Origin of the sequence: Leptospira kemamanensis, from assembly GCF_004769665.1 — a bacterium.
In the GTDB taxonomy this organism is placed as follows: Bacteria; Spirochaetota; Leptospiria; order Leptospirales; family Leptospiraceae; genus Leptospira_A; species Leptospira_A kemamanensis.
Genome location: NZ_RQGG01000007.1, coordinates 18,395 through 45,348, shown reverse-complemented (window position 1 = coordinate 45,348; position 26,954 = coordinate 18,395). Strand labels below are relative to the sequence as shown.

Sequence of the window (26,954 nt, the reverse complement as noted above, 5' to 3'; positions counted from 1 at the left end):
TTTACGAGTCTATCCCTATGTTCCAATCTCGAGTTTCTGTTGCCATCCTGATGGTGATTGCCACTGTCCTGAGCCGTATTTTACCGCACCCTCCGAATTTTACGCCAGTTTTGGCTGTTTCTCTTTTTTCTGGTGCTTATTTGACAGACAGAAGAATTGCCCTTGTGGTTCCCATCCTTGCGATGTTTGTTTCGGATCTTTACCTAGGTTTCCATGACCTAATGCCAGTTGTTTACGGTTTGATGGTTGTATCCGTTCTTTATGGAAAACAAATTGGAACTTCAGTGAAAAAATCCTTTGGATACACTTTGGTTGGTTCCGTTGTTTTCTTTGTTGTGACAAACTTAGCGGTTTGGGTTACGAGTGGAATGTATACTTTGGATCTTTCTGGACTTGGCCAATGTTTTGTGATGGCGATTCCTTTTTTCCAAAACTCAATCCTCGGTGATTTGATTTATTCTGGAATCCTATTTGGATCGATGGCATTTCTCAATCGCACTGTCTTCGTTACTGCCAAACAAACTATCTAAGTATTTCTTTTACAATTCTTGCAAGATTCGGTGGACGCGGTCTTTAGGACCATCTGCCGAATTTTTGATTTTCTCCACTAGTTGCAGTCTACCGAGTAATCCCATTCGATTTGCAATTTGAATTCCCAGACCAGGTCTCGCATTCATTTCTAAAAGAAGTGGCCCCCTATTCTCATCTAACACAATATCAACGCCCAAATAGCCTAACCCAGACATATCAAAACAACGGGAAGACATTTCTAAAATTTGATTCCAATGAGGGATGACTCTCCCACGTAATGTTTGTTTTGTGTCTGGGTGTACATCGATGAGTTTATCATTACATACAGAATGAGTTAAGGTTCCATCTGTTAAATTGACCCCAACACCGAGGGCTCCTTGGTGTAAATTGGCTCTTCCACCCGATTCTTTGGTTGGCAAACGTAACATTGCCATCACAGGATAACCTAGATACACAATCACACGGATATCAGGAATTCCTCGAAACGAAATCTCTTGGAAAAATGGATGGCATTCCAATCGTTCTTGTAAAATACAAGTGTCGGAATTTCCATCGAGTGAATACAATCCCGATAAAATCCCTGAAATATGATGGTTTAATTCTTTTTCCTGTAGAACTCTTCCATCCGATTTATGATACAAAACTTTTCCTGTATCTAAGGTTTCGGTGTTTGAAATGACTAAAATTCCATTTCCCATACCACCATTAGCCGGTTTGACAACAAAACCAGGATGGTCTTTTACCAATACATTCGTTTTTTGAATCCCACCAAAGGTATCAATCAAACCATAATGTTTTGGCATCGGAACATGAAACTGCCTTGTGAGTTCTGCTGTTTTCCATTTATCATCCACAAGAGGATAAAACTCTCGAGGATTGTTAGGCAAAATGAATTCACCAATCCTACGATTGATTCCAAGCACACCTTCGGATTCAAATTTTGAAAAGAGTGAAATCACGATTTAAAAATTTCCTTAAACCGAAAGAGCTCTGAAACCCTGTATCCTTTATACAATCCAAGAAAGATTTGGATCGCAATCACAATGAGAAGTAGTTCCGGATGCGTAAAAAACAGAATCTGCAAGGACCCAAAGAAAAAAATCATATAACTAATGAGAGCAATCACAAGGGTTCCGAGTAATGTCACCATGGTATGCATCACACCTTCTTCAATGATCATGATGGAGAATCGTTCTACAAAAATAGTGGTAATGACGATCGGAAACAAGGTCACACTCATCTGATTGAACACCGAAATTTCTTCATTCAGAATCGAAAACAGAATTAAAGTGAGAACTGTGATGGTGAGTAAAATCGAAAGTCTAGGCACAGCGAGTAAATAAAATTTGTCGAGAGCATACCGTTCAAAAAAACCAAGCCCAATCATCAAAAGAAAAAACCCAATTCCAAACCATAGGTTTGTTTCATAAAAGAACATGGCTAGTAGGATCGGTGTAAAAATTCCAAAGGTAGGAATCCCAATCATATTACGTGCCACAGACAATACAAGAGCTCCAATTGGAATCAATATCACAAGACGAAATAAATTCTGTAAGGGAGTGGGCAAACTATACAAAGAATAATACCGTAAAAAACTGTTACTAGAAGCAATCTCTTCGCTATATTCTTTAAAGTTATAACGATTCACATTGGACTTTGTGATATAGGCCGTATAACGAAAAGTAGCTGGATCTTCCCCTAAACTTCGTTTTTCTTCCACAGACTTCCATAATGGCAAATAACCAGAAACGGAACTGGCAAATACATTTTTATAAGTGGAAACAAAATACCATTTTCCATGAAATCTGATCTCGTTCCAAAATGTGATTTTGGTTTTATTATCTTTTTCTGATTGTTTGTTTAAATCAAAACCAGCAACGGTTCGCGCTTGGATCCCTCGCATCCTACAGAGTAAGGAAAAAAGCATTGCTTGTGTATAGGCACTCCCACTTCCCAAACGAATGGTATCTGCCAAGGTAATGTCTTTGTAAGTATTGATAATCTCTTCCGAGATAAAATAATAAATCTGTTTTGCAGCAGAAACATTGTCTTTGTCATACGGATGAATTTGTTCGTATAATTTTTTAGCAAGCGTTAGCTCTTCCGACGAATACTGTTTGAGTGATAAATAATAAGGTTCTTTTGTTAAAGTTTTTTTTGTTGGAGTCGGAATCTCTGGTTCTGGATCTGTGTTTTCATACGGCAACATTTTGATTTTTGCATAATAACCGATAGGAGAGTTCCAATCTTCACCTTCCCATATTCCCAAATGACCATATTGTTTTTTGACAACTCTGAAATCCAAATCCTCTGATTTGGTATTTGATTTTAATACTTTGGCTTGGATGAATTGTTTGGGCAAAGGAAAGTTGACTTCGGAAATCGCCACATTTTCCTTAGGTGAAATCACAACCTGTAAATTGACAGTATCATCTATAGCAACAGGCAATAAAGATAAATCAGCAACATTCAGTTTGTATAAGATGGAAAGGATAGGAAGTGCAATGAGAACAACAATGGTTATGTAAGTTTTACGATCCAAATTAATCCCCTAATTGGTGTGATAAAGAAACATCGACTAAAAATTTACCACGCAAAAAATTCCTACCGATAAGTATTGGATAGTTTAAATTATTACGATCATTTAAGTTGATCATCGTTTCCTCTTTGTACTTTCCTATCTTAATCAACTCACTAATCATAATTCGTTTTTCTGAAACACCAGATGTACTTGTGACTTTTGCTTCTTTGACAAATTTACTTTTTAAACGAACAGGTTTTTCATTCACAAACGTATCAAATAAAATATAGGTTTCTCCATTCTCAACAACTCGTTCAATATTGACGGCATTGATTGAGCTGGATAATGCTCCTGTATCTATCCTTGCTCTTAGTTTTACTTTCCAATTGGGGAACTCCACCCATTCCACTCTTCCAATAATGGGTTTCAAATACTGAGGTGGTATGACAATGGGTTTGATGTGTTGGTCTGGTTTTTTTTCGACCACTTGCCCTGATCCAAAACATTGGGAAAAAAGAAAAAGGATTACGAATCCAAAAAATATAGGTTTCAAATGAGATAGGGATTTTATCATTTTATGTTTTGCAAACATTACAGATAGTTTCATACGGATTTTCTTTGTTTGTTTTTATTTTTGACTTCGTTTTGGTATGCATTGAATAAATCAATATAACGTAAGTATCCTAGACATCTATTTTCTTCAACTATAGCAAGTTTGTCGACATCATATTCTAATAAAATACGAAGTGCTTTTCCCAATGTATCCGATTGACACACAGGTGGCACATCTTGTACAATTTCTCCGCATGTAATTAAGTTTTTTAACTCTGCTTCATATTCTGGAAGGATTCTATTTTTGCGAAGAGAAACAATTCCTTTGTATTCATCATTGGATCCCACTAAGATAAAATCACTTGCTTGAATCCCTGGTGCATTGGTTTGCAATTGAGTTAAAGAAAGATGTTCTGATACCATCGCATACTTTCGAAACTCAGTGAAATGATCCAAAATCCGAATTCGATCCATAATGTCTTGGTTCATATCCCAATGGTGAGAAGGTGATAAAAAACGATTTTTGATTTGGTTGCGATAAATCGAAATTCTATGTGATAATACAACAGCAATCATGGCAACTATCATTAGAGCAGGAAGTAATGCATAACTTCCAATCATATCACAGACCATAATCATTCCAGCAATCGGAGCTCTCGCCACACCTGCAAAAAAAGAACCCATCCCAACTAGTAAAAATGGAAACACGATGATATTGAGTTCTGGAAATAGTACATTTGCCATAGTTCCAACAAAGGCACCTAACATACCTCCGATGGCAAAGGATGGACCCAGTAATCCTCCGGAACCTCCAGATCCAACAGTAAGGGAAGTCGAAAATACTTTAAAAATTGCAACTGCGAGTAAAAAAAACGGTCCTGAAAAACCAAAACTGGTGGAGGTTAATACTTCTCCATTGATCATCCTTTGGATGAGTCCAAATCCAGTGCCCAAAACTTCTGGAAACAGTAAGGCAATACAACCCACGATAAGACCACCAAACGCTGGTTTTAAGTAGTTAGGAAGTGGTAATTTTGAAAAAATATCCTGAACAAAGTGGTATACTTTGACAAAAAAATATCCCACCACATAACACAAAAGACCCAACACAATGTATAGTGGGATATGACGGTAATCATTTAAACTATATTCCTGCACAGAAAAGATAGAACCACTACCCGCAATACTTGTGAATGTGAGATACGCGGTCACAGAAGATAAAATACAAGGAACCAAGGAATCACTTTCGATGTCTTCTTGGTAAACCATCTCCACGGCAGTGATCGCTCCACCGAGCGGTGCCCGGAAGATCGCGCCAAGCCCACCAGCTGTTCCCGCAAGCATGAGAGTTCGTCGTGCCCTTGCACCCGCACCTAAAAAGTTTGCAAGACTGGATCCAAAACCAGCACCAATTTGTGCCGTGGGCCCTTCTTTTCCTCCGGATCCACCGGAGCCTAACGTAAGTATGGTGGCAATCGCTTTATAAAAAGGAACTTTGGTTCGAATTTTTCCTTCATTGAAATGAAAAGCATGAATCAGGGAGTCTGTTCCTCCCCCTTGTGCTTCCGGGCAAAAGAAACTTGTGATGATTCCAACCAGTAGTCCCCCGATGGCTGGTAAAAATAAAATCCAAAGAGGAGACAACTCCGCCGCAAGTCCGACAGAATGGAAATGGAGATCCCCTGCTGGTGTGCCAGGGTCATACCCAATCAAATTGCCAAAGGTAAAGGATTCTGTCCAAGTGAGTGCCCAATTGAAGCCGTAAGCCCCAAACCCTGAAAACAATCCAATCAGGAGGGAATAGACATAAATCGACCTAGGTCCCTGGATCGACAGCATACTGTTTAGACCAAATGGGAGTCGCATAGGGCAAGATTAGAAATTCCGCCAAATTTCCCAAGGAAATTCTGAATCCTCTTGACCCGAGAAGGAATTCCTGTGACGATAGGATCGTATGTTCCGAATCACCCTTGTTTTTTTGGTTCTCTCCGCTTTCACTTGGGGCTGTGGTCTCAAAAATGAAAACAACGCGGCTCTAACGGTTTTAGATGAAAGCACACCAGCTTTGTTTGCGTTTAATGGAGAAGTGGATACAAGTGTGACCACAAGTTGTGGTCGAGCAGCTCCAGCAACAAACACGACAGGAACCACCGGAACAACGACAGGAACAACAGGCACCACAGGTTCCACTTCCAATAACACAAGATTTTCTGTTATCTCTCAGCTGATCTTCAAAACGAAAGAAACCTTAAACATTCGTTTCCAATACGATAGCACACAAATCCAAGGGAATATCGATCCACAACAAGGGTTTATCTTGGCTGGTGGACTCTTTGGGAAAACAGTCCAAGGAACACAAGGAACAGTGGAATGGTTTAACCAAGGGATCAATATTGATACTTCAAGCCAAACCACACAACAAATCTCCTTTTTCAATTTAGAAATCCGATTGAATGGAACGTATAGCACTTCTACAACCAGTGCCGCAACTATATTACCACAATGTAATACATCAGATGGGGTAAATTGTACATCGGCTCAAACAACAACACAATGTTTTACCTCTGACAACAGAACCTGTATTGTACAAAATACAAGTACTGATGCAAAACCAGTGATCATTTCTGGGACCATCAAATGTAATGCACCTAACATCGTTCCGCAATGATGGAATTTTCCTGAATTGACCTTTTGTATAAAATTGTTTTTGCGATTTTATTGTTTCCTTTTCTGCTCTTCGCAGAAGGGGAAACCTATTTACAACACCTAGGCACAAGCCCAAATGTTTCCAAACAAAAAAACCTCGAAAGCCAATCCATTTACTACTTTGGCTTTACCAAAGAAAGCCACTATTACCAAATCACAGTTCCAGAAGACCCAGAACGATATTTCCATTTTGAAAATGGAATGTTCTCAGAACTTGATTTTGTTTTAAGCCAAAATGGAACCTTGGTAAAAGCTTATCCTGCGGGACTTTTGCGAAAAAAAAATCCTATTGTATCGTATACAGGAGGATTTTTAATCCCAGCTAAGGAAAAAGGAACTTACCTATTTCGAATCCAATCGGATGATACCCATCGCATCAATTTTCACATTCGAAAAGAATCTGAACTATTCCAATACACTAAAGCTTTGTCTTTATGGCAGGGACTTTATTTGGGTCTCTGTATCCTACTTGCTATTTTCACTGCGATCCAATACGCCTTGTTACGCGAAAAGATATCTTTATATCTAACCATTGCCATCTTAACTGTATTATTTACAAATTTGTTACGGTCTGGATTATTTTATGAATATGGTTTCAGTAACCTAACATGGTTTTTTCGGTATATGCCTGGACTTTTGGCACTCAGCCCTATCGGTTTCGTTTTATTTTTAAGAGAATTCTTAAAAATAAAAAAACATTATCCAAATTTCGATAAATACCTAATCACCTATATTTATATTTTGTTAATTTCGATTTTGATCGTATTTATTGACTTACAGTTATTTTTTCGATTCATTTACACCAATAGTTTGATGTTATCCACTACTTCCTTTGGATATTCGATTTATAGTTTGTTTAAAAAAGAGGAACATTCAAAAGTTTTATTTTTTGCTTTTTTAGTAAGGCAAATTAGCACTTTGTTATTAATTTTCACAAACACTGGTTATCTGCCTTCGTTTCCATTTTTAAGTTCCGCAAACGAAATTGGAGCCGCAATCCAGATGACAATTTTTACAATTGTGGTTTCCAAATTTCAAATGCAAACTCGCATTCTGAAAGAACAAACAGTTACCAAAGTAAACGAAGAATTGGAATTTATGGTTTTGGAGAGAACAAAAGAACTCCAATTACAAAAAGAAAAATTAGAAAATGCAATTTTACAATTGAGCCAAACAGAGAACCAATTGGCACTTTCGGAAAAAATGACCGAGTTAGGTAAGTTGGTAGCGGGTGTTGCGCATGAAATCAATAACCCACTCAGTGCGATCAAAGCATCCATCGAAACTTTGATGGAATCCAAACAAAATGAAACGATCCAATTGGGTTCCAAAGAAAATATTTACGGATCCTTAGACGCAAACCAAATCAAAACACTCACTCGTATGTTCCAACACCAATCCGACTTTGGGCTTGTAGCAAGTTACACAGAACGAAAAGAGAAAAAAGCAGAACTCAAAAAAATCTTAAAAGACAATGGATTGGATTACGAAGAAGCAACCTTAGAAAAATTTTTAGATGTAGGAATCACAAAGTTAGAAGAAAACGAAATCCTATTATTGCAAAAAGGAAAAGAAAAACTAACTGATTTGATTTTAGATGAAAAGAATTTTAGACTTCATCTCTCAATCATCCAAATTGCAGTGGATCGTTCTTCCAAAATCATCTTAGCTCTGAAAAACTTTTCCAGAGTCACACATTCCGAACAACGCAAAATTTTTACCTTACTCGAAAATATCGAAACTGTGATTACCATTTATCAATATAGAATGCGCAGTAAAGTATCCTTAAAAAAAACATTTTTAACTGATGCCACCATTTTAGGTTGGCCCGAAGACCTAATGCGAGTTTGGACAAACTTAATTTTAAATGCGATCGAAGCGATGAAACAAAAAGGAAATTTAATCATCTCTGCAGAAAAAAATGGAAAGTATGTAGAAGTGAAAGTAATCGATAATGGACCAGGAATCCCAATCGAAATTCAAAAAAAGATTTTTGAACCATTTTTTACCACCAAACAACAAGGAGAAGGTACGGGAATGGGACTTGGGATCACAAAATCCATCATCGAAAAACATTTTGGTAAAATTAGTGTTGAATCAGAACCAGGAAGGACTTGTTTTTCGATTTTATTGCCTGCAATCGAACTAATTGATCCACACGCAACAGAATAAACTCTGTCTTAATTTGTCTTAAACTAAACCTATGTAAGGCGACCCAGTTGTTCAATGAAGAGTTCGCGTTCCTCTGATTTGGGAAATTGATGTAAAAAAACCAAAAGATCATTTTTTTCTTTTTCCAATTCTTGGTGAAGGAGGTTTGGGATCTTCTTCTGTGCCATCAAATCTAAGATCGTTTTTTCATCTTGCGTATCGCGAGATTCTTTTCGAAACAATTGGTTCAATTTTCGTTTTTCAATCAAAGTGAGTTTAGAACGTAAAACCAATACTGGATAGGTATAAAGTCCGTTTTTGAAATCTTTCAAAAATTCCTTACCACTGGTTTTTGAATCTTCAAAATAATCCAAACAGTCATCTTTCTTTTGAAATAATTTTCCCAACCTAACACCAAATTGACGAAATTCTTTGCGACGTTCTTTGGTTTCTTTCGCTAAAATAGCTGCTGCTTCCGTACACACACCAAACAAAGATGCTGTTTTTCCATAGATGATTTGGTCATAAATCTTTAAGGTGATGTTAGGATTTTTTTCCCATTCCATCTGTAAAAGTTCACTGACAGAAAGGTCTCGCAATACTTGTGAAAAAATTTCCATTAGTTCTGAATTACCGAGTGCATTGAGTCGGCTAATTCCACAGGCGAGCAAATAATCACCAGCAAGGATTGCTGTTTTATTTCCGAAGCTCGCACCGATGGTAGGTTTTCCCCTGCGAATGGGTGCATTGTCTACAACATCATCATGCAGTAAACTGGCCGCGTGAATGAGCTCGGCTACACTCCCTACATCCAACCAACTCACATCTTTTACATTCAAAAACTGACAAAATAGATAATGGGAGAAAGGACGAATCCGTTTCCCACCAGAAGAGATCACTTGTTTTTTGATTTTTTTCAGGATGGGAATGTCTTCGTGAATGATCTTATCTAAATTTTTATCAAATTGAGAAAGAATAGATTGGATATTGAATTTAGACTTCATTCCTTATTCCACATGTGTGGATCGACTTTCGAGAATCTGAAGATGATCCTTAATCACGTTTTCCATTTCTTTGGACTGATTGTCGCGGTAGATATGGAGTAAATTTCGACACATGCGTTTGATCATGGAAAGTGTAGAAGCTTTAGTGAAATATTTCGGTGAATTAGAATACCCATTTGCTTCCAAAAACTTTTCACAAGTAAATTTATCTAATAAAACGCCACCATGAAATGGATCAATGTATGTGAAATACCCATCTGACTCATATTGCAATAGAAAATGAAGTGGGAGATTGGTTCCGTATAAAGGAAGTCCTAGTCGTTGTGCGACAAGAAGATAAACAACAGATAAGGAAATTGGAATTCCCAAGCGACTTTTGATCACCTGGAATAAATAAGAATTTCCTGGATCATTATAGTTTTGGATGTTTCCAACAAATCCTTCTTCTTGGAACATCACTTGGCAAAGGATTTGCACTTTTAATTCGTCAGTGAGATATCCTGAGTGGTCATCGTATAACTCGGAAACACGAAGTGCTATTCGATCTAACTCTTGTTTGATCTCTAAATAATTTTGATCCGGGAATCCAAAACTTGAAAGTTGGACAACCATCTCTTCTAAATCTTTATAATGATTTGTATTCCCACGTAACGTGAGTTTGAAGAAGGAATGTCGTAAACGATGACGAAGAATTTCTGATTTGAGATTCCTTGCTTGCACACGAAGGAAAGGATCTTTCACTTCATCCAAGGCAGACTCCAATTGAATTTGCCAAGGAATGCGTGAAGCTATTAGTTTTAAGAGAAAACGTTTTTTTTCTGCAGGAGCAATTTCCCAATCATACAATAAACGGGTGATATCATCCGGATAAAAATCAGGAAAAGAGTTTTGTCCCATGCAAAAACTATCTTGATAAAATAGAAAAAGTCAATCGAAACAAAAAGTTTATACTAATTCTGCAAGCGCTTGTGCTTCTTGTTCTTTATTTGGTGGTGTACCATGCCACTTAGGATTGTTTTCCATATAAGAAACACCTTTACCTAAAATGGTTCTAAACACGATGAGTGTAGGTCCACCAGTATGTTGTTTTGCATTTGCAAATGCAGAAAAAATCTCTTCCATATTATGTCCGTCTGCATTGATGACATTCCAACCAAACATCTCAAATTTTTTATCCAATGGTTCCAACTTCATTACTTCTTCCGTATTACCATCAATTTGGATGTAGTTACGATCCATAAAAGCAATGAGGTTATCTGCTTTGAAATGAACTGCGGATTGTGCTGCTTCCCAAGTCATTCCTTCTCCACATTCACCATCAGAAATGCATGTATAAATTTTATATGTCTCTTTTTTTAACTTAGCACCTAAAGCAAGTCCAACAGATACAGACAAACCTTGTCCCAGTGAACCAGAACTAGACTCAATGCCTTTCATATAACGAGTGGAAGGGTGACCTTGTAAGTAAGAATTAATATTACGGAACGTAAGTAGGTCTTCCACAGGAAAGTAACCTGAAAGCCCCATGGCAGCATAACGAACCGCACAGACGTGACCATTGGAAAGGATCAAACGATCTCTGTCTGCCCATTCTGGGTTTTTAGGATCATGATTGAGAATGGAAGTATAGAGGGCCGCGTAGATATCAGCGAGTCCAAGTGGTCCACCTGGGTGACCAGAATTAGCAGCAGTCACCATTTTGATGACTTGGATTCGGATATCATTTGCAAATTTCTTTGCGACTTCAATTTTTTCCATGAACATTCCTTAAAGCGGTTTTGATTGAAATAAAAACAGACCGGAGATATAAACAATCGTGTACAATGGCAAAAAGATGTAATGCAATTTTACATGCAAATTTCGATTTCTTTTCCAACCCGTGTATCCCATCACAAGCATCAAAACTAGACTAATGGCGGCAAAAAATCGATGGATATGAATGACAAATTCTGGAGCCGTGGGATAAATTTGGAACTCCGAAATCCCACCTAACATGTACTTAATGCAAAGCAAATAGATGGCTGCGGTTAAATTTGAAAGGATTCCGATTGCATTGAAGATTTTGTGTTTTTTCCGATCTGACTTCCGGAAAGAATATCCAGTATAAAAACCCAAAATCGAAAGAGTCATGAGAGAATTCACAAAAAACAGTGCCATCTAGGGTCATTCTGGAAGAATCCATCACCACTCAAAGAATTTTTATTTGACCTTAACAGCTTTTCACAAAAATTGGATATGCATGCCGCCTTAGCTCAGTGGTAGAGCAGCTGTTTTGTAAACAGCCGGTCGGAGGTTCAAATCCCTCAGGCGGCTCCATGCAACTTCTTCGGGTAGGTACTCAAGTGGCCAACGAGGGCAGACTGTAAATCTGCTGGTTTTACCTTCGAAGGTTCGAATCCTTCCCTGCCCAAACTAAGAAGTATTTCACCACAAGTAAACTCCCAACTAACAAACAATTGAAGGATTCGAATAGAACCCGAGCGACTTCGACCCCGCGAAGCTTTCGTAAAAAGCTGAGGCGAAGTTGATTGTCGAAGACAATCAAGGGGGGATGGAGAAGTTTCCGCATGGATGCGGAAAAGCGAGCGGTGACGGGCCCGCGCGAACGGAGCCAGGATGGCGGAGTGAAGGGTGGGCGAATCAGGACAGCTTCCCAACTTGTCCGTTCCCTGCCCAAACTAAGTTTCGATTCAACGAAACAAAATTCCCAACTAACAACAAACTGAAGGATTCGAATAGAGGAGATCGTCTAAGACCCCGCGAAGCTTTCGTAAAAAGCTGAGGCGAAGTTGTTTGTCGTAAGACAAACAAGGGGGAAGGAGCAGTTTCCGCACGATGCGGAAAAGATCGACGACGGGCCCGAGCAAGCGAAGCCAGGATGGCGAAAGCGTTGTGGTGGGCGAACAGGACAGCTTCCCTACTTGTCCGTTCCCTGCCCAAACCAGGTTTTTCAATTCGATATGCGACATGATTTCAGATATCAAAATTAATCAAAATCATTTGCCTCAGGATCAAAAATTTCTAATATTATGGAATTATCGCAGATTTTTTTTCTCTCTTCTGCTTTGTTTTGGGTGTATGCAAAGTTTAAGAAACCAAAGTTTTTACGACTCTCGTTTTCCTGCTCTGAATTTTTTGAAATTGGCTCTAGTAAACTTAGAGCCATAATTTTTTGAAATTCAAGCGAATCCAAATTTTCTCTACAATTCTGCCTTTCGCTATCTGCGCACTGAAAATTGATTAGAATCAGTAAGATTGCTATTTTTTTCATCATCCGTATAACATAGTTAATGCTTTTCATCAATAGCAACGGCCATCTTAATAACCAAAGTGTGGGATATATTCGGATTTATTTTCACATTTACGTTCTTCTATTGCATTCTGAAGGCACAATAACAGCATTGAGTTTGCTATTGAATTTTCTCTATGTGAAATCACCTCTCTTTCCCTTTTTGCGATTAACTCCTGATCATTATACAGATATAAAGAACAAGCTCCATTTGAATTTATCCCCTGAATATCTGGCCCTTCTTTTAATCTAGAGAAACAATACTCTTTTTGATTCGTGCAATTGAGGATTAAAAACACCACCAATAAAACTTCGCCAAGAGACTTTGGTAGCATCAGATGATCGAATTTTCTAATTTGACTATGACTACTTTTCATGCTTATCTTTTGCATCATCTTACTTCTGAACAAATATTCAGAAATTAGTATATGGATCGAATTCTTTTTCCATACAAATTTTCCTTCCAACCGTTTTGAACGGAATCGAAAGGTTTTTGGAACAGAAAGAACGGTTTTTGAAAACTTTTTTTGTTTGGATCATTCGTTAGAATGAATTTGAGATTTAAATGACGGAAGGAATCGACTAAACGAGTTCGCCTGCGACTAAGACCCCGCGAAGCTTTCGTAAAAAGCTACCCTACAATACCACCCAATTCGTAAGTTTGGTTCGGTAAAAATAATATGCTCCGTCTTTTTTCCTTTGCAACTGCACTCCAAATTGACCTCGTTTGGAACGCACAAAGGATACAAAGACCATCGAATCCATTCCATTCCAAATGACTGTCGGGAAAATTTGTTTCCCCAGGGAATCGTAAAAAGACCACTGCGTTTCTGTTAACTCATCAGTCTCCTCAGGGAAAAAAGATTCCATTGCCACTTCCCCTTCTAAAACAGAAACACATGTAGACAATGAGTTGATAGGATTTCTTCCATACACTTGGATAGGATTTTGTTTACAAAAACGTAAAATACTCCTAACATTTGTTTGGAACTCTAATTTTAGATTTTCTTCAGGTGTGACAAGAAAATTGGAGAATAGAGGGAAGGTTGTCAAAAGAAGGGATAAGATGATTCCTAGTAGTCGTAATTTCTGTTTCAATTGGGTCATAGTTCTTCCTTCGGAAACAAAACTTGTAAAAATTCATTCCCTTCCCTTTCCGATAGAATGCGTATACTCGGCAAAATTGATCTTAAATTTTGTGCCCCACTTGGAGAACAATGGTAAAACAAAATAGTTTCAATCTCATCAAAAGGTGATGATGAAAATTTAAACGTAGAACACATCTCTTTTGTTTTTCCTTGTAACACTAAAGATTTACTTGCTTCCAATTCAGCTCTGGTTTTTGCAAAAAAGCTACCACTCATTCTAAAATAACGAGCAGATAACTCGTGTTCATTGGATTGGCGATAATGTACACCCATTAGATACAAAATATCAGACTTCTCTTGATCGGAACGTTCTTTCTCCGAATTTGATAATACTTGTTTTAAAAATTCTTTCCCTTGTTCTGTTCCTATTTTGAATTCAGAGATCCCTACAAACAAAGGAGTGAGGAACATGTCGGGATTTTCCTCATATAAAGATAAAATCACTTTATATTGTTTCCGTTTCAGTAAAAGTATCGATGCAAATTCATATAACTTGGGAAGATTTTGTTGTTTGAGATGTTCCTTCAGTTCACTTAGATTTTCCACATTTGTTTTGGATGCTAAAACATAGGTAGAAGACAGATCTGATAACGAAATCGGTTTGTAAATTTCAGTGAGTTGGTTCCAAATCCAAGACCGATCTTTGGAAGGAATCAGAGAAGGATAACGACTTCCTAAAAACAAAGCATCTAATAATTTGGAATGTTTTTTATATAAAAAAAACAAACGAGAAACAACTGCTTTCTGCAATTTACCCGTTGGTTTTTGGCTCAGTGCTTTTTCATACAAAGGAATAGCAAAAAGAGTATTCGTTTGTTCCATTTCATAAGCTTCTTCATAATAACCACTCGCTTGCAATGGAAACCAATTTGCTTGTAAGACTACACTACAAACAAACAAGGTTATACAAAGATTTGTGAAACTGATCCGATTCAAAAAATTCAATTAATACAATCCTTTCATCAAATCTTTATGATCCGAAGCATTCGATTTGTGATCTTCTGTGCAAGGTCCTTCGGGAGGATAATCAGATAAATACAATTCTTGCGTACTCGGACAAGATGGAGAAGCTTGTTTCCCAGTTAAGGTACAAATCTTATAAGGTTTCGCATACACTGGTAAACTAAATTGTGTTTTAGGAAGAATACTTTTTTTATCGATGGTGGCAAGGATCTCTCCCCAAAGAGGTGCAGCAAGTGCTCCCCCAAGTCCACTTGTACCCATTCCAAATTTTGGATTGTCATATCCTATCCAAACAGCAAGAGAAATATCTGGCCTTGCACCAACAAACCATGCATCTTTATAATCATTGGTTGTTCCTGTTTTACCGATGAGATCACCCGCATAACCACCGTTTCTGACTCCACTTGCCCGACCACTATCTCGTAATAAGGAAATCATTACTTCCGCTGTATCAGGACGGATCACTTGGCGTTCTTCAGGTAATTTTAATTTGAACTCATCACTCGCACCAACTTCATAGAGAACAATCCCTTTAGCATTTTTAATCCTTTGGATGAGGTAAGGTCGTTTGATGTTCCCTTGGTTTACAAAACTTGTAAACGCAGATGCCATCTCGAGCGGAGAAATTTCCAATGTTCCGAGTGCTAAGGAAAGATCTCCACGGTATCGATTTTTTTTCTCCGCTTCATTTGGAAAGAAGAATTTAGTAAAATACTTTTCGATTCCAGAACTTCCCAGGCGTTCTGCGACTTGTACGGCCGCGGTGTTTTTAGATTTTACCAGTGCTGTGCGAAGGGAAATTTCACCGTCAAAACTGCCTCCCAAATTTTCTGGAGCCCATTCTTTTCCACCACCTCCGCGGTAATACAAAGGTGCATCTAGGATTCGCATACCTGCGTGAATCGATCCAGAATCAATAGCGGAAGCATATAACACTGCTTTAATGGAACTACCCGTTTGCCTTTTCATTTGAGTGGCACGGTTGAATTGATTTAAGGAATTAAATTCATCCCCGCCATGTAAAAATAAAACCTGACCCGTGTTTGGTTGGATTCCAACAATTGCCGCTTGGATCACAGATTGGTCTTTGTCTCCTTCCAGTTGGTCTGGATTCCAAACCATTTCATTGAGAAGAGAAACTTCTTCCATCTTTTGTCGAAACGCAAGGTCCAAAGGAGATTCTGCTTTCAAACGCACTCGTTTCTTTTGAATTTTGCCTGAACGTTTGTTTTTAGAAAGATAATCTCGGACAATCGGACCAATCACTTCTTGTGCATTCCGATCAAGTGTGGTTTCTACTGTATAACCACCACTTTCATAGATATTTTTTTCCCCTTCTAAGGAAGATAAAACTGCCCTCACATGTTCCGTCACATAAGGTGCGATGTCGTGCCTTGATCCAAATACAGTTTCGTTAGGTGATCTTGTGGACAAATTATGATACAAACTGACAAACTTATCACGATCCAAATTGGGATATATGCCACGATTGCGAAACATATTTAAAATAGCACGCACACGGGTATAAGAATCTTCCGGGTTTTTTAATGGAGAATATTTGTTAGGAGCCGATGGCAAAGAAGCAAGTAATACCATCTCTTCTTTTGAGAGCTCCATCGGATTTTTTTGAAAATAAAATTTGATCCCTTCTCCAAAACCAAAGGCACCATGTCCCAAATAAACATGATTCATATAGGTTTCGAGGATTTGTTCTTTGGTTAATACAGATTCTAATGCAAAAGCAAGTTGTGCTTCTCTCCATTTACGATTTAGACTTTTTCGTCTATCATCCAATATGATCCGCGCTAACTGTTGTGTGATCGTTGAGGCACCTTGTTTATAACTCAAATTCACTATGTTTTTGAAAAAGGCGCGAAAAATGGCTGAATAATCAATCCCACCGTGGAAAAAAAACTTTTGATCTTCTATATTCAATAAAATAGAGATCATATCTTCTGGATAGTCTTGCAGGCGTAAGGTGGATGTTCTTTTCTGGAAAATTTCACTCACCACTTGTCCGTTACGATCAAGAATTTTGGTTGGAATATTTTTTGACAAAGTTTCCAAATAAACAGGCACTTCCTTTTTTGTGGCAAGAACTCCTGCAACAAAATAGGAAAAACTAATAATGAATAAAAACAATACAATCGATGTGATGGTAAAGGCGACACGTAAGTAAGAAAACGAAGAAGGATTTTTTTTAGAATTGGAGATTCTTCGGCTCAATCGCATCGGATTGGCATTGAACTTCGGAGTTTCTTTTTTCGGTTCTTTTTCCCAAACCACTCGCTTTTCAAAAAAGGGTTTTGATTTTTCACTCCTAGACTTCGTTGAAAAAGAATCTTTGATCGAATCGGAGATACTGGGAACAGGAATTTTAAAACTTTGAAACGATTGTTTTTCTTCTACTTTGGGATTCGAAAGGATTTGTACAATTTCAAACTGATAGTCGACAAAATTTAAGACCACCTTTTCTGCACAATGAGCGCACGTTAGCTGGAACTTTCCTTCTTTTGGAGTTGGTTCTGGCAAACGAGATGCTTTTTGGCAATGGGGACAAAGGTATTTGGGAGAAGGTGCCGACATAGGTTCTCCCTAATCTTATCGGACGTTTGTTAAAATTACAAAATCAGCGATTTTCACAAAATCCGCATTCTCTTCCCTTCCTTTTGGAAAACCAGAGAGAACAAGGACAGAATGGCCCATTTCCCGCAAACGAGTCACAACTCCCCCATTTCGATCGGAGTGAAAACGTCCGTTCAAATGCACCAATTTTCGGCCAGATCTATGGATTTCGTTGGAAATGGCTTCTGCCATTCCTTGGTCCCAAGCGGCTTGTCCTAAGATCATAAAATCTACATTGATTTTGTGCGTTGCGTTATGTTCCGAACCACCAAAGAGAAGAGCTAACCTCTGTTTGTATTCGGAAGTGAGGTATTTTTCTAATGTGTATGCTTGTGGTAGAGTTGCCAATGCTGATTTGGAAAAATCACGATAGGCCAATTTGCCTTTTTTTGCAATTAAATTCACATATCGTCTGGGAGGATTTGCCGCAACCACTGGACAAACATTCTCTTTGGCAATGCGTACCAATGGCAAATAATCAGTTTTGAAATTCTTCCAATGAGGAATCGAAGTTAAAAATTGAGATTCCGAAATGGTTCCAGTCAGGTATTCATCTACGATGGATTGTTGGTCTTTTTCCAACATCTCGAGAGACAAACTTGCGCATTGCATCAAAACAATTTTCTGGAAAAGAGTTTCATAAAACCTGTGTAAGTCGTCATTATCGTGTTCTTCTCCAAAGACAATGACATCATATGATTGTATTTCCTTTAGGATCACATCTACTGTTACAATTTCTGATGTTTTTGATTGTACAATTTGTACTGTGTTTGGACTATCTTGTCCAAACAATCCATATCCAATGAGGAAAACTGAAATATAAAATGTAAATTTATAATAAGTTTTCAATCGCTGTTTTCAGTTCGACACTTTCTGGTTTTGTAGCCGAAGGAAATCGGTTTACTACATTCCCATTTTTATCAATTAGGAATTTTTCAAAGTTCCATTTGACATCCCCTTTTTCTTTGGCATTTTCTGTCAAAAATTGGTAAACAGGATCCTTCTCATTTCCCAAAACTTTTACTTTTTTCATCAAATCAAAACTCACACCATAATTGAGTTTACAAAACTCTGCAATTTGAGTTTCAGTTCCTGGTTCTTGCCCACCAAAATCATTGGAAGGAAAACCAATCACTTTTAAACCTTTGTCTTTGTAAGCCATGTGGAGTTTTTCCAATCCTTCGTATTGTGGCGTATAACCACATTTAGATGCAACATTCACAACAAGGACTGGATGTCCTTTGTATTCTCCCAAAGAAATTTCCTTCCCTTGGATGGTAACGGATTTTAGATTATGAAATGACATTTTTTTTCCTCCAGCATACAGACTAAACCCTATCAATAGTAAAATAGCAAACAAAACTTTTCTTTGCATAGGACCCCCCTCTTGGATGTTTAGACTATGCCAGCATTGTTTTTTGCCCTGCTTTCCGAAGCAAAACCTTGGATCCAAAAAACAAAGGTGACTCCCCTCTCCCATTCTGGCAAATTTCGGATCTACCGAAACGAATCCACATCCATCATCATCTCAGGTACTGGAAAAATGGCAATGGCTCTTGCCGTTTCTGAATTTGTAAGTCTGCTATCCAAGGACGAAAGAAACCAAACGAAGGTTTGGAATTTAGGAATTGCTGGTGCGAAAGAAACTCTTGGAAAGATAGGTGATTTTTTTTGGGTGCATAAAATCAAAGACTACGCCACAGATAAAGATTTTTATCCAGAACGCATTGTATCTTCTTCTTTTCCAAAAGAAACAAGTCTCACTACCTTCGACAAACCCATAGCAAAACAACAAAATGAAAATCGTTTCCAAGTGTTGACAAAAGAAGAATGGGAATCGGTATCTCTTGTGGATATGGAAGGTTCGGGATTTTTTGAAGCGGCTTCTCTTTACTTCCCACTGGAAAACATTGCTATCGGCAAACAAATCTCTGATTATTTAGAAGGAACGTTTTGCAAGGAAGACCAAGTGAAACAAATGATGGAATCCATTTTGGATCCATTGTATGAAGAATGGATGACTCCACTTCCTTGGGTGAAAGAAGATCCATTTGAGACTCAAATTTGGCCAGAACTTTGTAACCAATTGAACTCACTTCGCCTAACAGAAACCATGAGACACGATCTTAAAAAATCACTTCGTTTTTTCCATTTACGATTTCCAACTTCTCCCATTCCTTCTCCCCAATGGGAAACGATTCCTAAGATCCAATCCAAATTGGATTTAAAAATATTTTTAGACGACTGGAAAGTAAAACTACATGTTTAAATCCTTTTCTCATATTTATATCGAAGAAGGGATTTGGGATCATGTCCGCACAAAAGAAATCCTTTCTCGATTTCCAAAAGCGATCAAAATTCCGATTCGTCACTACAAAGATAGTTTCAATCGAAATGCACAAAATTTTCGAACCCAAAAACAATCTCCCAAATTGATTCTGGCAGAAAAAAAAGACCAATTTTTATATCCAGGGAGTGATTTTTCTCCTAATTTTTCTCATCCTCACTTTTATTATAATACATTAGCACTTAACTGTATTTACGATTGCGAATATTGTTACCTACAAGGGATGTTCCCTTCAGCAAACCTTGTTTTATTTGTGAATTGGGAAGATTTTTTTAAAGAGACCAAATCCTTTTTAGACAAAAACGGTTCTTTGTATTTGGCTTTGTCTTATGATACTGATTTACTTGCTTTAGAATCTTTTTTCCCTGCCACATCCAGTTGGATTGAGTTTTGTCACAATGAACCCAATTTGAGTTTAGAGATTCGCACCAAATCTACCAATTTCCAATCGATTTCTCACCTAACACCAAGTCCAAATATTTTTCTTGCATGGACTTTAAGTCCCGAGAAAGTGATTGAAACCATTGAACATGGAACTCCCTCCTTAAAAGCCAGACTACAATCCATCCAAAAAGCCATCCAAGTTGGTTGGAACGTTCGGATTTGTATTGATCCTATTCTCAGGATTCCTGATTGGCAAACCCATTACCAGTCGTTAGCGGATACGTTAGGGAAAGAACTAAAATCAAATGGTTCTATTGAATTCAGTGTGGGTGGATTTCGAATGAATCTTGATTTTTTGAAACAAATCATCACCACAAGAAAGGACTCTGCGATTTTATTTCATGACTTTGAAAAAAAAGATAAAATTGTTTCTTATTCCAAACAAGAGACAGAAGAAATTTTAGATGTAATGATCTCTTCCTTACAAAAACACTTTCCTTCTTCTCAAATAAAACTGAGTTATTCTTAAATTTTCCTTTTCATTTCCCTCTCATCCTCATAGTCTGTGTAGCCTAACTATGAAGAAATGTTCTATTTTGATCCCATTATTCTGTCTTTTGATTTCACTTCTATCCTGTGGAGAAGTCGCTCGAAACAAACCGACAGCGAAAAATGGGCAAATTGACTTATCGGATTGGGATTTCCATCGGGATGGAAACATCAATCTTGATGGCGAATGGGAGTTCTATTGGAAGGAAACTTTCAGTGGCATCCAAATCGAAACAGAATTAGGAAAAGAACCTAAATTCATTTACCAAGTGGTACCATCCAATTGGAAAGGAGTGGATTGGTTTGGGGAGACCTTAGATGGATTTGGTTATGCGACATATAAACTCAAAGTCAAATTCCCAGAAAATACACCCATCCTTGCCTTCCATAACTTGGATTTATCTTCTGCGTATCGATTGTACATCAACGGAAAATTGGTCATTGAACAGGGAAGTTTTGGAATCAATCCAAATTATTTTGAACCATCTTACAAATCTGTTTTAGTTGATTTAGAACCTGTTTCTGGAGACACCGAAATCGTTTACGAAATCTCCAACTTTCACTATTCCAAAGGTGGATTTTGGGAAAGTATGGAACTTGGCGAAAGACGGAAGTTATACGACAAAGTCAATCGCAGTTACCAAATCACTTCCTTCTTAGCGGGAAGTATTTTTTTATGGGCTCTGTATCACTTGGGATTGTTTTTGATGAGAAGACAAGACAAAGCGAGTTTATTCATTGCTCTCTTTAGTTTACTCATCGTAATGCGCCTTCTCACGATTGGAGAAAGGAATCTTTTAGATATCATTCCTTCTCTTCCAATGGATGCTCTCATCCGAATTGAATTTGCAACCATTTACATCGCAACCATTGTGTTTGCGTATTTTTATCGATTGGTATTTCCGAACACTGTTGGCCAAAAGACGATGTATGTTCTCTACATCCTCATCACTCCCTTTTTGGTTTCTTTATTTTTACCAGTTTCTGTTTTTACATCACAAATCCATTATTTCCAAATCTTTTTAATCTTGGTATGTGTGCGGATTACTATTGCCATCATCATGGCCTATCGTTCCGACACGGTGGGTGCAGGACTTTCCCTCATCGGTTTTAGTTTTGTTTTTGGAACTGTCGTACATGATATTTTATACCAAAACAATGTCATCAATACGATGAATATCACTCCCTTTGGGTTTTTAGGATTTATTTTATTTCAAGGATACATTCTTTCTTATGGTTTCACAAGAGCCTATCTCTCTATTGAAAAATTAAAGGAGAGTTTGGAAATATCCAACAAAGAATTAAATATCTTAAAAGAAGGATTGGAAGACATTGTTGTTGAAAGAACACAAGAATTAGAAATTTCTAAATCCAATATCGAAAGACTCAATGAATTTGCAAAAACTCTCAATACATCCTTAGAATTAGATAGCATCTTAAACAAAGCCTTTGATTATTTAAAGGAAGAAGTATTTTGTGACTCCATGATTTTGTTACTCGTGGATGAAGAAAATGGAAAACTCCATTATCACAAATCCGTTGTTTCGCAAAATTCCAAACTCGACTTAGAAAACAAATTCCGAGGATTGAGTTTTCCTTTAGATGTAAGTGCTGGTTTGTTTTATCATGTATATAAACGGAACAGGCCATTTCGATTTGCAAAAGTTTGGGAATCTAGGCTGAACGAATCCAATCAAAAATTCATCCAACTGATTGGTAAACATCCAGGTATGATCATCCCATTGAGTTCACAGGGAAAAGTCATTGCTATGTTAGCCATCTTTAGTGAACAAAAGGGTTCCAGTTTTTCCAAAGCACAATTACAACTGGTGGAAAATACGGCAGAAAACATCGCAACGGCAGTGACAAACTCCATCCTCGTGGAGGAAATGAATCGTGAAAAATTCATTGCGGATAACGCGCGTTTGCAAATGGAAAATGCCAAAAACGAAGTGGTGAAACTCAATGAATTTACAAAAAAAATCAATTCGGAATCGAGTTTATCCCAAATCATCGATGAGATGTTTGATTACATTCTCAAAAGTTTTGAAATTGAAGCCACTCTCATCCAACTTTTGGATCCCAAAAAGAAAGAACTTTACACTTACAAAACAACGACCCCCACGTATGCAACCGAAGAACAATTATCATTCGCAAAATCATTTCGAGTTCCCTTAAACGAAAGAGGTGGGATCATTTACAAAACCTACCTTCGAAAAAAAGCATTATTTGTTCCCAAACCACCGAAGTCATACGAATCGGAGTTAGATGAACAAATTTTTACCAAACTAAGTTTATCTTCCTTTATTGCCGTTCCTCTTGTGGTCCAAAACGAAGTTATTGGGATCGCTTATTTTACTTCCTACCAAAAACCAATGGAGGTGAACCGGGAAGTATTGAGAAGGATCGCAGGATTTTGTGATCAAATCGCAGGCGCTATCCAAAATTCACTTTTACTACAACTCACAGAAGAAGAACGAAAAAAATCAGAGAAAGCAAAAGCAGAAATTCAAAAAATGAATGAGTTTGCAAAAACCATTAACTCTCAAAATAATTTAGAAAACATTTTAGCAGAGATTTTCGGTTTTATTCGTAAAAACTATAAAATTGAAAACTGTGTTTTGTATTTCTTAGACAGAGAATTTAATGAACTACGTTACCTCAACCACTCTGGTTTTGATTTGTTAAATGATGAAAATGTAAACTTCTTCAAAACACTCCGCTTTCCATTACGGGAAGAGAGTGGATTTGTATACAAATGTTACCAACGTAAAAAACATTTTTATATGAAACATGTACCGAAGTCGATGCCATTTGCCATTGATAAACAAATTACAGAACGTTCTGGCATGAAAGGTTTTCTCATTTCACCACTTGTCAACAACGACGAAGTAGTCGCAATGGCTATGTATGGAATCAATGATGAAACCATTCAACTTTCCAATGACGAAGTGGATTCGATTGTTGGTGTTTCCGAACACATTGCCAGCGCGATCAACAATCACTTCTTAATGAAAAAAATCGAAGAAGAAAAACAAAGGTCCGATTCTCTTTTACTCAATATCCTTCCAAAAAACGTGGCAGAAGAGTTACAGAAAAAAGGAAGGGTGAACCCTGTTGAATTTGAAAACGTAACCTTACTAATGACAAGTTTTCCTGGTTTTTCTCAAATCACAGGACAATTGACACCGGAAGAATTGATCGAAGGTCTTGATTTGTATTTTTCTCGTTTTGATGAAATCATCAAAACCAAGGGAATGGAAAAGTTACGGATGACAGGTGATATGTATTTGGCAGCGGGTGGCCTTCCTGTGGGAAACTTCACACATGCTGTTGATGCTTGCCTTGCTGCCTTACAAATCAAAAACGAAGTGAATCGTTTAATGAATGATTTTAAAGACATACCGTTTCGACCCGATGGAATCACCATTGCCATCCACTCAGGTCCAGTTGTGGCGGGTGTGATCGGGAAATCTAAATTTAATTATGATGTATGGGGTAAAACAGTTACACAAACACAAGCCATTCGTCGAGGTGGTGTAGGTGTTTCCATCAATATCTCACAAGAAACGATGGAAAAAGTGAAACGATTGTTTCATATTGATAACCAGAGGATGATCAACACATACGAAGGAGAACAGTTCCCTATTTATGAATTATTATCCTTAAAATCAGATTTAGCGGATGATTCGGGAATTCTACCCAATGAAAAATTCGAACGTTTGTATACCCAACAGAAACGGGGAGCTAAAATTTTAATCAAATGATGTATTCTATAGCTTTGATAGGGATTTTGTTTTTGGGAATTCTCTATTGGGTTTCCCAATTGTACAAACAAAATGAAGAAAAAAATAATGAGTTAACATTACTTAGGTCAGAAATTCAAATTTTGAATGAAACTTTAGAGAACAAAGAAAAAGAACTCATCTCCACCAAAACCATTTCAGAAGAATTTTCGGACAAATTGGTAGATTCCTATGGTCAACTGTCTGATTTAGATGGCCTACTCCGAGAAATCAATTCTGCCACAGATCTCAAAGAGATTTTAGGGATCTTGGGTTTTTATATCCGAGAAAAATTCAAAGTTCCTCACTATCTCTTGTATGTTTACAAAATAGAAAAGGATGCTCTTGAGTTTTTCCACAGTAATTTTCCAAGTGAACTTTCCGAAACTGTAAAAGCAGAAATCATGGGACGAGATATCCCTGTTTCAGATGAATACGTTACCAAATATGCACATGCATATGTTAGAAAACGGAAACGAAGTTTTTATATTCAAGATTTTGAATCTTACAAAACCGAAGGAGTTGAACTAGAAAATAAAAAATCAGCCAATCTCAAATCCTTACTCATCGTTCCTCTCCACTTGAGAAATAAGTTCATTGGAACCTTAGATTTACTCGATTATTCAGGGATTTTTGAACTCAACGAACAACAACTCAATCAAATCAAAATCATTGCCGACTACATTGCAGGAACCATCGAAACCGGGTATCTCTTAGATGAATTAAAAAATGTAAACATTTCCATCAAAGAAGAAAAGGAAAACATCGAATCCAATCGTTTGAAATTAGAAAACCTACACAAATTCAATCGGAAGATCAACTCCTATTCCCAAATTGAAGACATTACAAGAGAAGTATTTACTTATCTGAAAATGAACCACCGAGTGGAACTCGGTTTTATTTTACTCGTTGATCCGAAATCCAATTCACTTGCTCCCCTTATGGAAGGAGCCGAAATATTTAACAAAGGATTACTGGTTTCCAATTTTTTAAGAACGTTTCGACCTAAGTTAAATCCAAACATCGGATCTTTGTATCGAACCTATACCAAACAAAAACCCATTTATTTAAAAAAATCATCTCGTTGGAAAGAACTCACTCCAATTGATACATCGATTGTCGAAAGTTTTAAGTTAGAACTATTTGGACAAATACCTTTAGTTGTCCAAGGCCAAACCATCGGAATTATCTGTGTCACTCGACTGACAAAAGAACAAGTATGGAGTATTAATGAATTCCAAGAAATCATTTCGTTTTGTGAACAAGTTGCCGGAGCCATTCACAACGCAAACCTTCGGAGAGACTTAGAAAAAGAACGTGAAAAAACAATTCACTTCATTCGAAACATTTTACCTGGTGACTTGGCCGATGAGCTGATTGAAAAAGGAGAAGTTGTTCCGATGGAATATGAATCGGTAAGTATTTTATTTACTGATTTTAAAAATTTCACAAAGGCAGCAGAGTCTCTTTCCCCGGAAGATCTAATTGAACAATTGGATGGTTGTTTTTCTCAGTTTGATGATATTGCCCTAAGGCATAATTTTGAAAAATTAAAAACCATTGGAGATTCGTATATGGCAGCTGGAGGAATTCCACAAGGGAACTTCACTCATCCAGTAGATGCCTGTTTGTTTGCCATGGAAATCAAATCCTTTATGACTCAGATTCGATCCTTTAAACAGATGTTAGGCCAAGACTTTTGGGAGATTCGGATTGGAATCCATACGGGACCCGTTGTGGCAGGTGTTGTGGGGAAATCAAAATTTGCGTATGATGTATGGGGTGATGCTGTGAATACTGCCAGTCGTATGGAGAGTTCAGGTGATGCAGGTGAGGTCAATTTATCAGAGACCACTTATGATAAAGTGAAACGATTTTTTGAATGTGAATACCGAGGGAAGGTAAAAGCAAAAAACAAAGGGGAAATGGGAATGTATTTTTTGAAACGATTACGACCTGAGTTTTCAAGAGATCCAGAAGGAATGGTCCCAAACCAAATGTTTTTAGATTTGTATAAAAACTTACAAATTGGTGCCAAAATTATCTATCGCCAAACTGGCTCTTAACTAATTCCCCGAGGAAGAAGAACTAGATCCCGAGTTAGAACTCGAACTGGAGGAACTACTTCCTCTACTCGAACTAGATGAACTTCGACTAGATGTCGATGTGGACCTGGAAGAGGCAACAGGACATTTTTCATAACAAAGGACATACAAAGAAATACAGGTGGCAGTCGTGGAAACGGGATTGTCCAATTGTGGCCCCAGGGCTACGGCACAAACAAATTGTTCCTTCATACAACGATCCATACATTCTAATCTTGTTTCAGAACCTTTGTTACTGCACTGAAAGAACAATAACCCAAAACATATAACCAAAACTGGTAAAGACCAACGTTT

Annotated in this window: 22 protein-coding genes and 2 tRNA genes; 9 read left to right on the top strand and 15 right to left on the bottom strand. The window is 37.5% G+C overall.

Features of this window, described 5'->3' with window-relative positions; translation table 11 throughout:
* Positions 1 to 17: 17 nt before the first annotated feature.
* The gene (locus tag EHQ59_RS01450; protein WP_135617378.1) at positions 18 to 530 is read left to right on the top strand and encodes a DUF6580 family putative transport protein; all 513 of its coding nucleotides are present in this window, start codon (positions 18 to 20) and stop codon (positions 528 to 530) included.
* Positions 531 to 539: 9 nt separating this feature from the next.
* Here EHQ59_RS01450 and EHQ59_RS01445 read toward each other — a convergent pair whose 3' ends face one another.
* Genes EHQ59_RS01445 through EHQ59_RS01430 form a run of 4 tightly spaced genes read right to left on the bottom strand, consistent with a single transcriptional unit; the run spans position 540 to position 5,443 of the window.
* Positions 540 to 1,490, bottom strand: coding sequence for an alpha-L-glutamate ligase-like protein (locus EHQ59_RS01445; RefSeq protein WP_135617377.1), 951 nt, complete (start codon positions 1,488 to 1,490; stop codon positions 540 to 542).
* Positions 1,487 to 3,073, bottom strand: a complete 1,587-nt coding sequence (locus tag EHQ59_RS01440) for a 7TM domain-containing protein (protein WP_135617376.1) — start codon at positions 3,071 to 3,073, stop codon at positions 1,487 to 1,489. Before EHQ59_RS01440 ends, EHQ59_RS01445 begins: the two co-directional genes overlap by 4 nt.
* 1 nt (position 3,074) lies before the next feature.
* On the bottom strand, positions 3,075 to 3,659 hold the full coding sequence (locus tag EHQ59_RS01435; RefSeq protein WP_244245316.1) for an ATP-dependent zinc protease family protein: 585 nt from the start codon (positions 3,657 to 3,659) through the stop codon (positions 3,075 to 3,077).
* Complete coding sequence (locus tag EHQ59_RS01430; protein WP_167481361.1) at positions 3,656 to 5,443, bottom strand: chloride channel protein; 1,788 nt, start codon at positions 5,441 to 5,443, stop codon at positions 3,656 to 3,658. Before EHQ59_RS01430 ends, EHQ59_RS01435 begins: the two co-directional genes overlap by 4 nt.
* A gap of 115 nt (positions 5,444 to 5,558) precedes the next feature.
* Between EHQ59_RS01430 and EHQ59_RS01425 the strand changes: the two genes are divergently transcribed.
* Together EHQ59_RS01425 and EHQ59_RS01420 are read left to right on the top strand one after the other, a co-directional pair.
* Positions 5,559 to 6,272, top strand: coding sequence for an LIC10920 family plasminogen-binding lipoprotein (locus EHQ59_RS01425; RefSeq protein ID WP_135617374.1), 714 nt, complete (start codon positions 5,559 to 5,561; stop codon positions 6,270 to 6,272).
* 23 nt (positions 6,273 to 6,295) lie between these two features.
* Complete coding sequence (locus EHQ59_RS01420; protein WP_135617373.1) at positions 6,296 to 8,482, top strand: ATP-binding protein; 2,187 nt, start codon at positions 6,296 to 6,298, stop codon at positions 8,480 to 8,482.
* A gap of 29 nt (positions 8,483 to 8,511) precedes the next feature.
* On the opposite strand, the gene EHQ59_RS01415 is transcribed toward EHQ59_RS01420, so the two are convergent.
* Genes EHQ59_RS01415 through EHQ59_RS01400 form a run of 4 tightly spaced genes read right to left on the bottom strand, consistent with a single transcriptional unit; the run spans position 8,512 to position 11,622 of the window.
* Positions 8,512 to 9,465, bottom strand: coding sequence for a polyprenyl synthetase family protein (locus tag EHQ59_RS01415; protein ID WP_135617372.1), 954 nt, complete (start codon positions 9,463 to 9,465; stop codon positions 8,512 to 8,514).
* A gap of 3 nt (positions 9,466 to 9,468) precedes the next feature.
* Positions 9,469 to 10,362: a transglutaminase-like domain-containing protein gene (locus tag EHQ59_RS01410; RefSeq protein WP_135617371.1), complete on the bottom strand. Its 894-nt coding sequence runs from the start codon at positions 10,360 to 10,362 to the stop codon at positions 9,469 to 9,471.
* Positions 10,363 to 10,410: 48 nt separating this feature from the next.
* Positions 10,411 to 11,223, bottom strand: a complete 813-nt coding sequence (locus EHQ59_RS01405) for a transketolase (RefSeq protein ID WP_135617370.1) — start codon at positions 11,221 to 11,223, stop codon at positions 10,411 to 10,413.
* Between the two features lie 9 nt (positions 11,224 to 11,232).
* Entirely contained in the window at positions 11,233 to 11,622 is a 390-nt protein-coding gene (locus tag EHQ59_RS01400) for a hypothetical protein (protein WP_135617369.1), read from the bottom strand.
* An 84-nt stretch (positions 11,623 to 11,706) separates the two neighbouring features.
* Here EHQ59_RS01400 and EHQ59_RS01395 point away from each other — a divergent pair.
* Positions 11,707 to 11,781: transfer RNA gene (locus EHQ59_RS01395), tRNA-Thr, on the top strand.
* A gap of 12 nt (positions 11,782 to 11,793) precedes the next feature.
* Positions 11,794 to 11,875: transfer RNA gene (locus tag EHQ59_RS01390), tRNA-Tyr, on the top strand.
* Positions 11,876 to 12,451: 576 nt separating this feature from the next.
* Here the strand turns inward: EHQ59_RS01390 and EHQ59_RS01385 are convergent.
* From EHQ59_RS01385 to EHQ59_RS01355, 7 genes are all read right to left on the bottom strand, one after another.
* Positions 12,452 to 12,736, bottom strand: coding sequence for a hypothetical protein (locus tag EHQ59_RS01385; protein ID WP_135617368.1), 285 nt, complete (start codon positions 12,734 to 12,736; stop codon positions 12,452 to 12,454).
* A gap of 47 nt (positions 12,737 to 12,783) precedes the next feature.
* On the bottom strand, positions 12,784 to 13,146 hold the full coding sequence (locus EHQ59_RS01380) for a hypothetical protein (RefSeq protein ID WP_135617367.1): 363 nt from the start codon (positions 13,144 to 13,146) through the stop codon (positions 12,784 to 12,786).
* A gap of 244 nt (positions 13,147 to 13,390) precedes the next feature.
* Positions 13,391 to 13,861 (bottom strand): hypothetical protein, encoded by a 471-nt coding sequence (locus tag EHQ59_RS01375; RefSeq protein WP_135617366.1) that lies wholly within the window; start codon positions 13,859 to 13,861, stop codon positions 13,391 to 13,393.
* Positions 13,858 to 14,847, bottom strand: a complete 990-nt coding sequence (locus EHQ59_RS01370; protein ID WP_208652306.1) for a hypothetical protein — start codon at positions 14,845 to 14,847, stop codon at positions 13,858 to 13,860. The genes EHQ59_RS01375 and EHQ59_RS01370 overlap by 4 nt, the downstream gene beginning before the upstream one ends.
* Positions 14,848 to 17,451, bottom strand: coding sequence for a transglycosylase domain-containing protein (locus tag EHQ59_RS01365; RefSeq protein WP_135617365.1), 2,604 nt, complete (start codon positions 17,449 to 17,451; stop codon positions 14,848 to 14,850).
* A gap of 15 nt (positions 17,452 to 17,466) precedes the next feature.
* Complete coding sequence (locus EHQ59_RS01360; RefSeq protein ID WP_135617364.1) at positions 17,467 to 18,339, bottom strand: ChaN family lipoprotein; 873 nt, start codon at positions 18,337 to 18,339, stop codon at positions 17,467 to 17,469.
* Complete coding sequence (locus EHQ59_RS01355; protein ID WP_135617363.1) at positions 18,323 to 18,865, bottom strand: glutathione peroxidase; 543 nt, start codon at positions 18,863 to 18,865, stop codon at positions 18,323 to 18,325. Before EHQ59_RS01355 ends, EHQ59_RS01360 begins: the two co-directional genes overlap by 17 nt.
* A gap of 27 nt (positions 18,866 to 18,892) precedes the next feature.
* On the opposite strand from EHQ59_RS01355, the gene EHQ59_RS01350 reads away from it, so the two are divergent.
* Genes EHQ59_RS01350 through EHQ59_RS01335 form a run of 4 tightly spaced genes read left to right on the top strand, consistent with a single transcriptional unit; the run spans position 18,893 to position 26,621 of the window.
* Entirely contained in the window at positions 18,893 to 19,759 is an 867-nt protein-coding gene (locus EHQ59_RS01350; protein ID WP_135617362.1) for a phosphorylase, read from the top strand.
* Positions 19,752 to 20,750 (top strand): SPL family radical SAM protein, encoded by a 999-nt coding sequence (locus tag EHQ59_RS01345; RefSeq protein ID WP_135617361.1) that lies wholly within the window; start codon positions 19,752 to 19,754, stop codon positions 20,748 to 20,750. The genes EHQ59_RS01350 and EHQ59_RS01345 overlap by 8 nt, the downstream gene beginning before the upstream one ends.
* Positions 20,751 to 20,799: 49 nt before the next feature.
* Positions 20,800 to 24,537, top strand: a complete 3,738-nt coding sequence (locus EHQ59_RS01340) for an adenylate/guanylate cyclase domain-containing protein (protein WP_135617360.1) — start codon at positions 20,800 to 20,802, stop codon at positions 24,535 to 24,537.
* Positions 24,537 to 26,621 carry an adenylate/guanylate cyclase domain-containing protein gene (locus EHQ59_RS01335; RefSeq protein WP_244245315.1) on the top strand — a complete coding sequence of 695 codons (2,085 nt, stop codon included), beginning with the start codon at positions 24,537 to 24,539 and terminating at the stop codon, positions 26,619 to 26,621. Before EHQ59_RS01340 ends, EHQ59_RS01335 begins: the two co-directional genes overlap by 1 nt.
* The last annotated feature ends 333 nt before the right edge of the window (positions 26,622 to 26,954 follow it).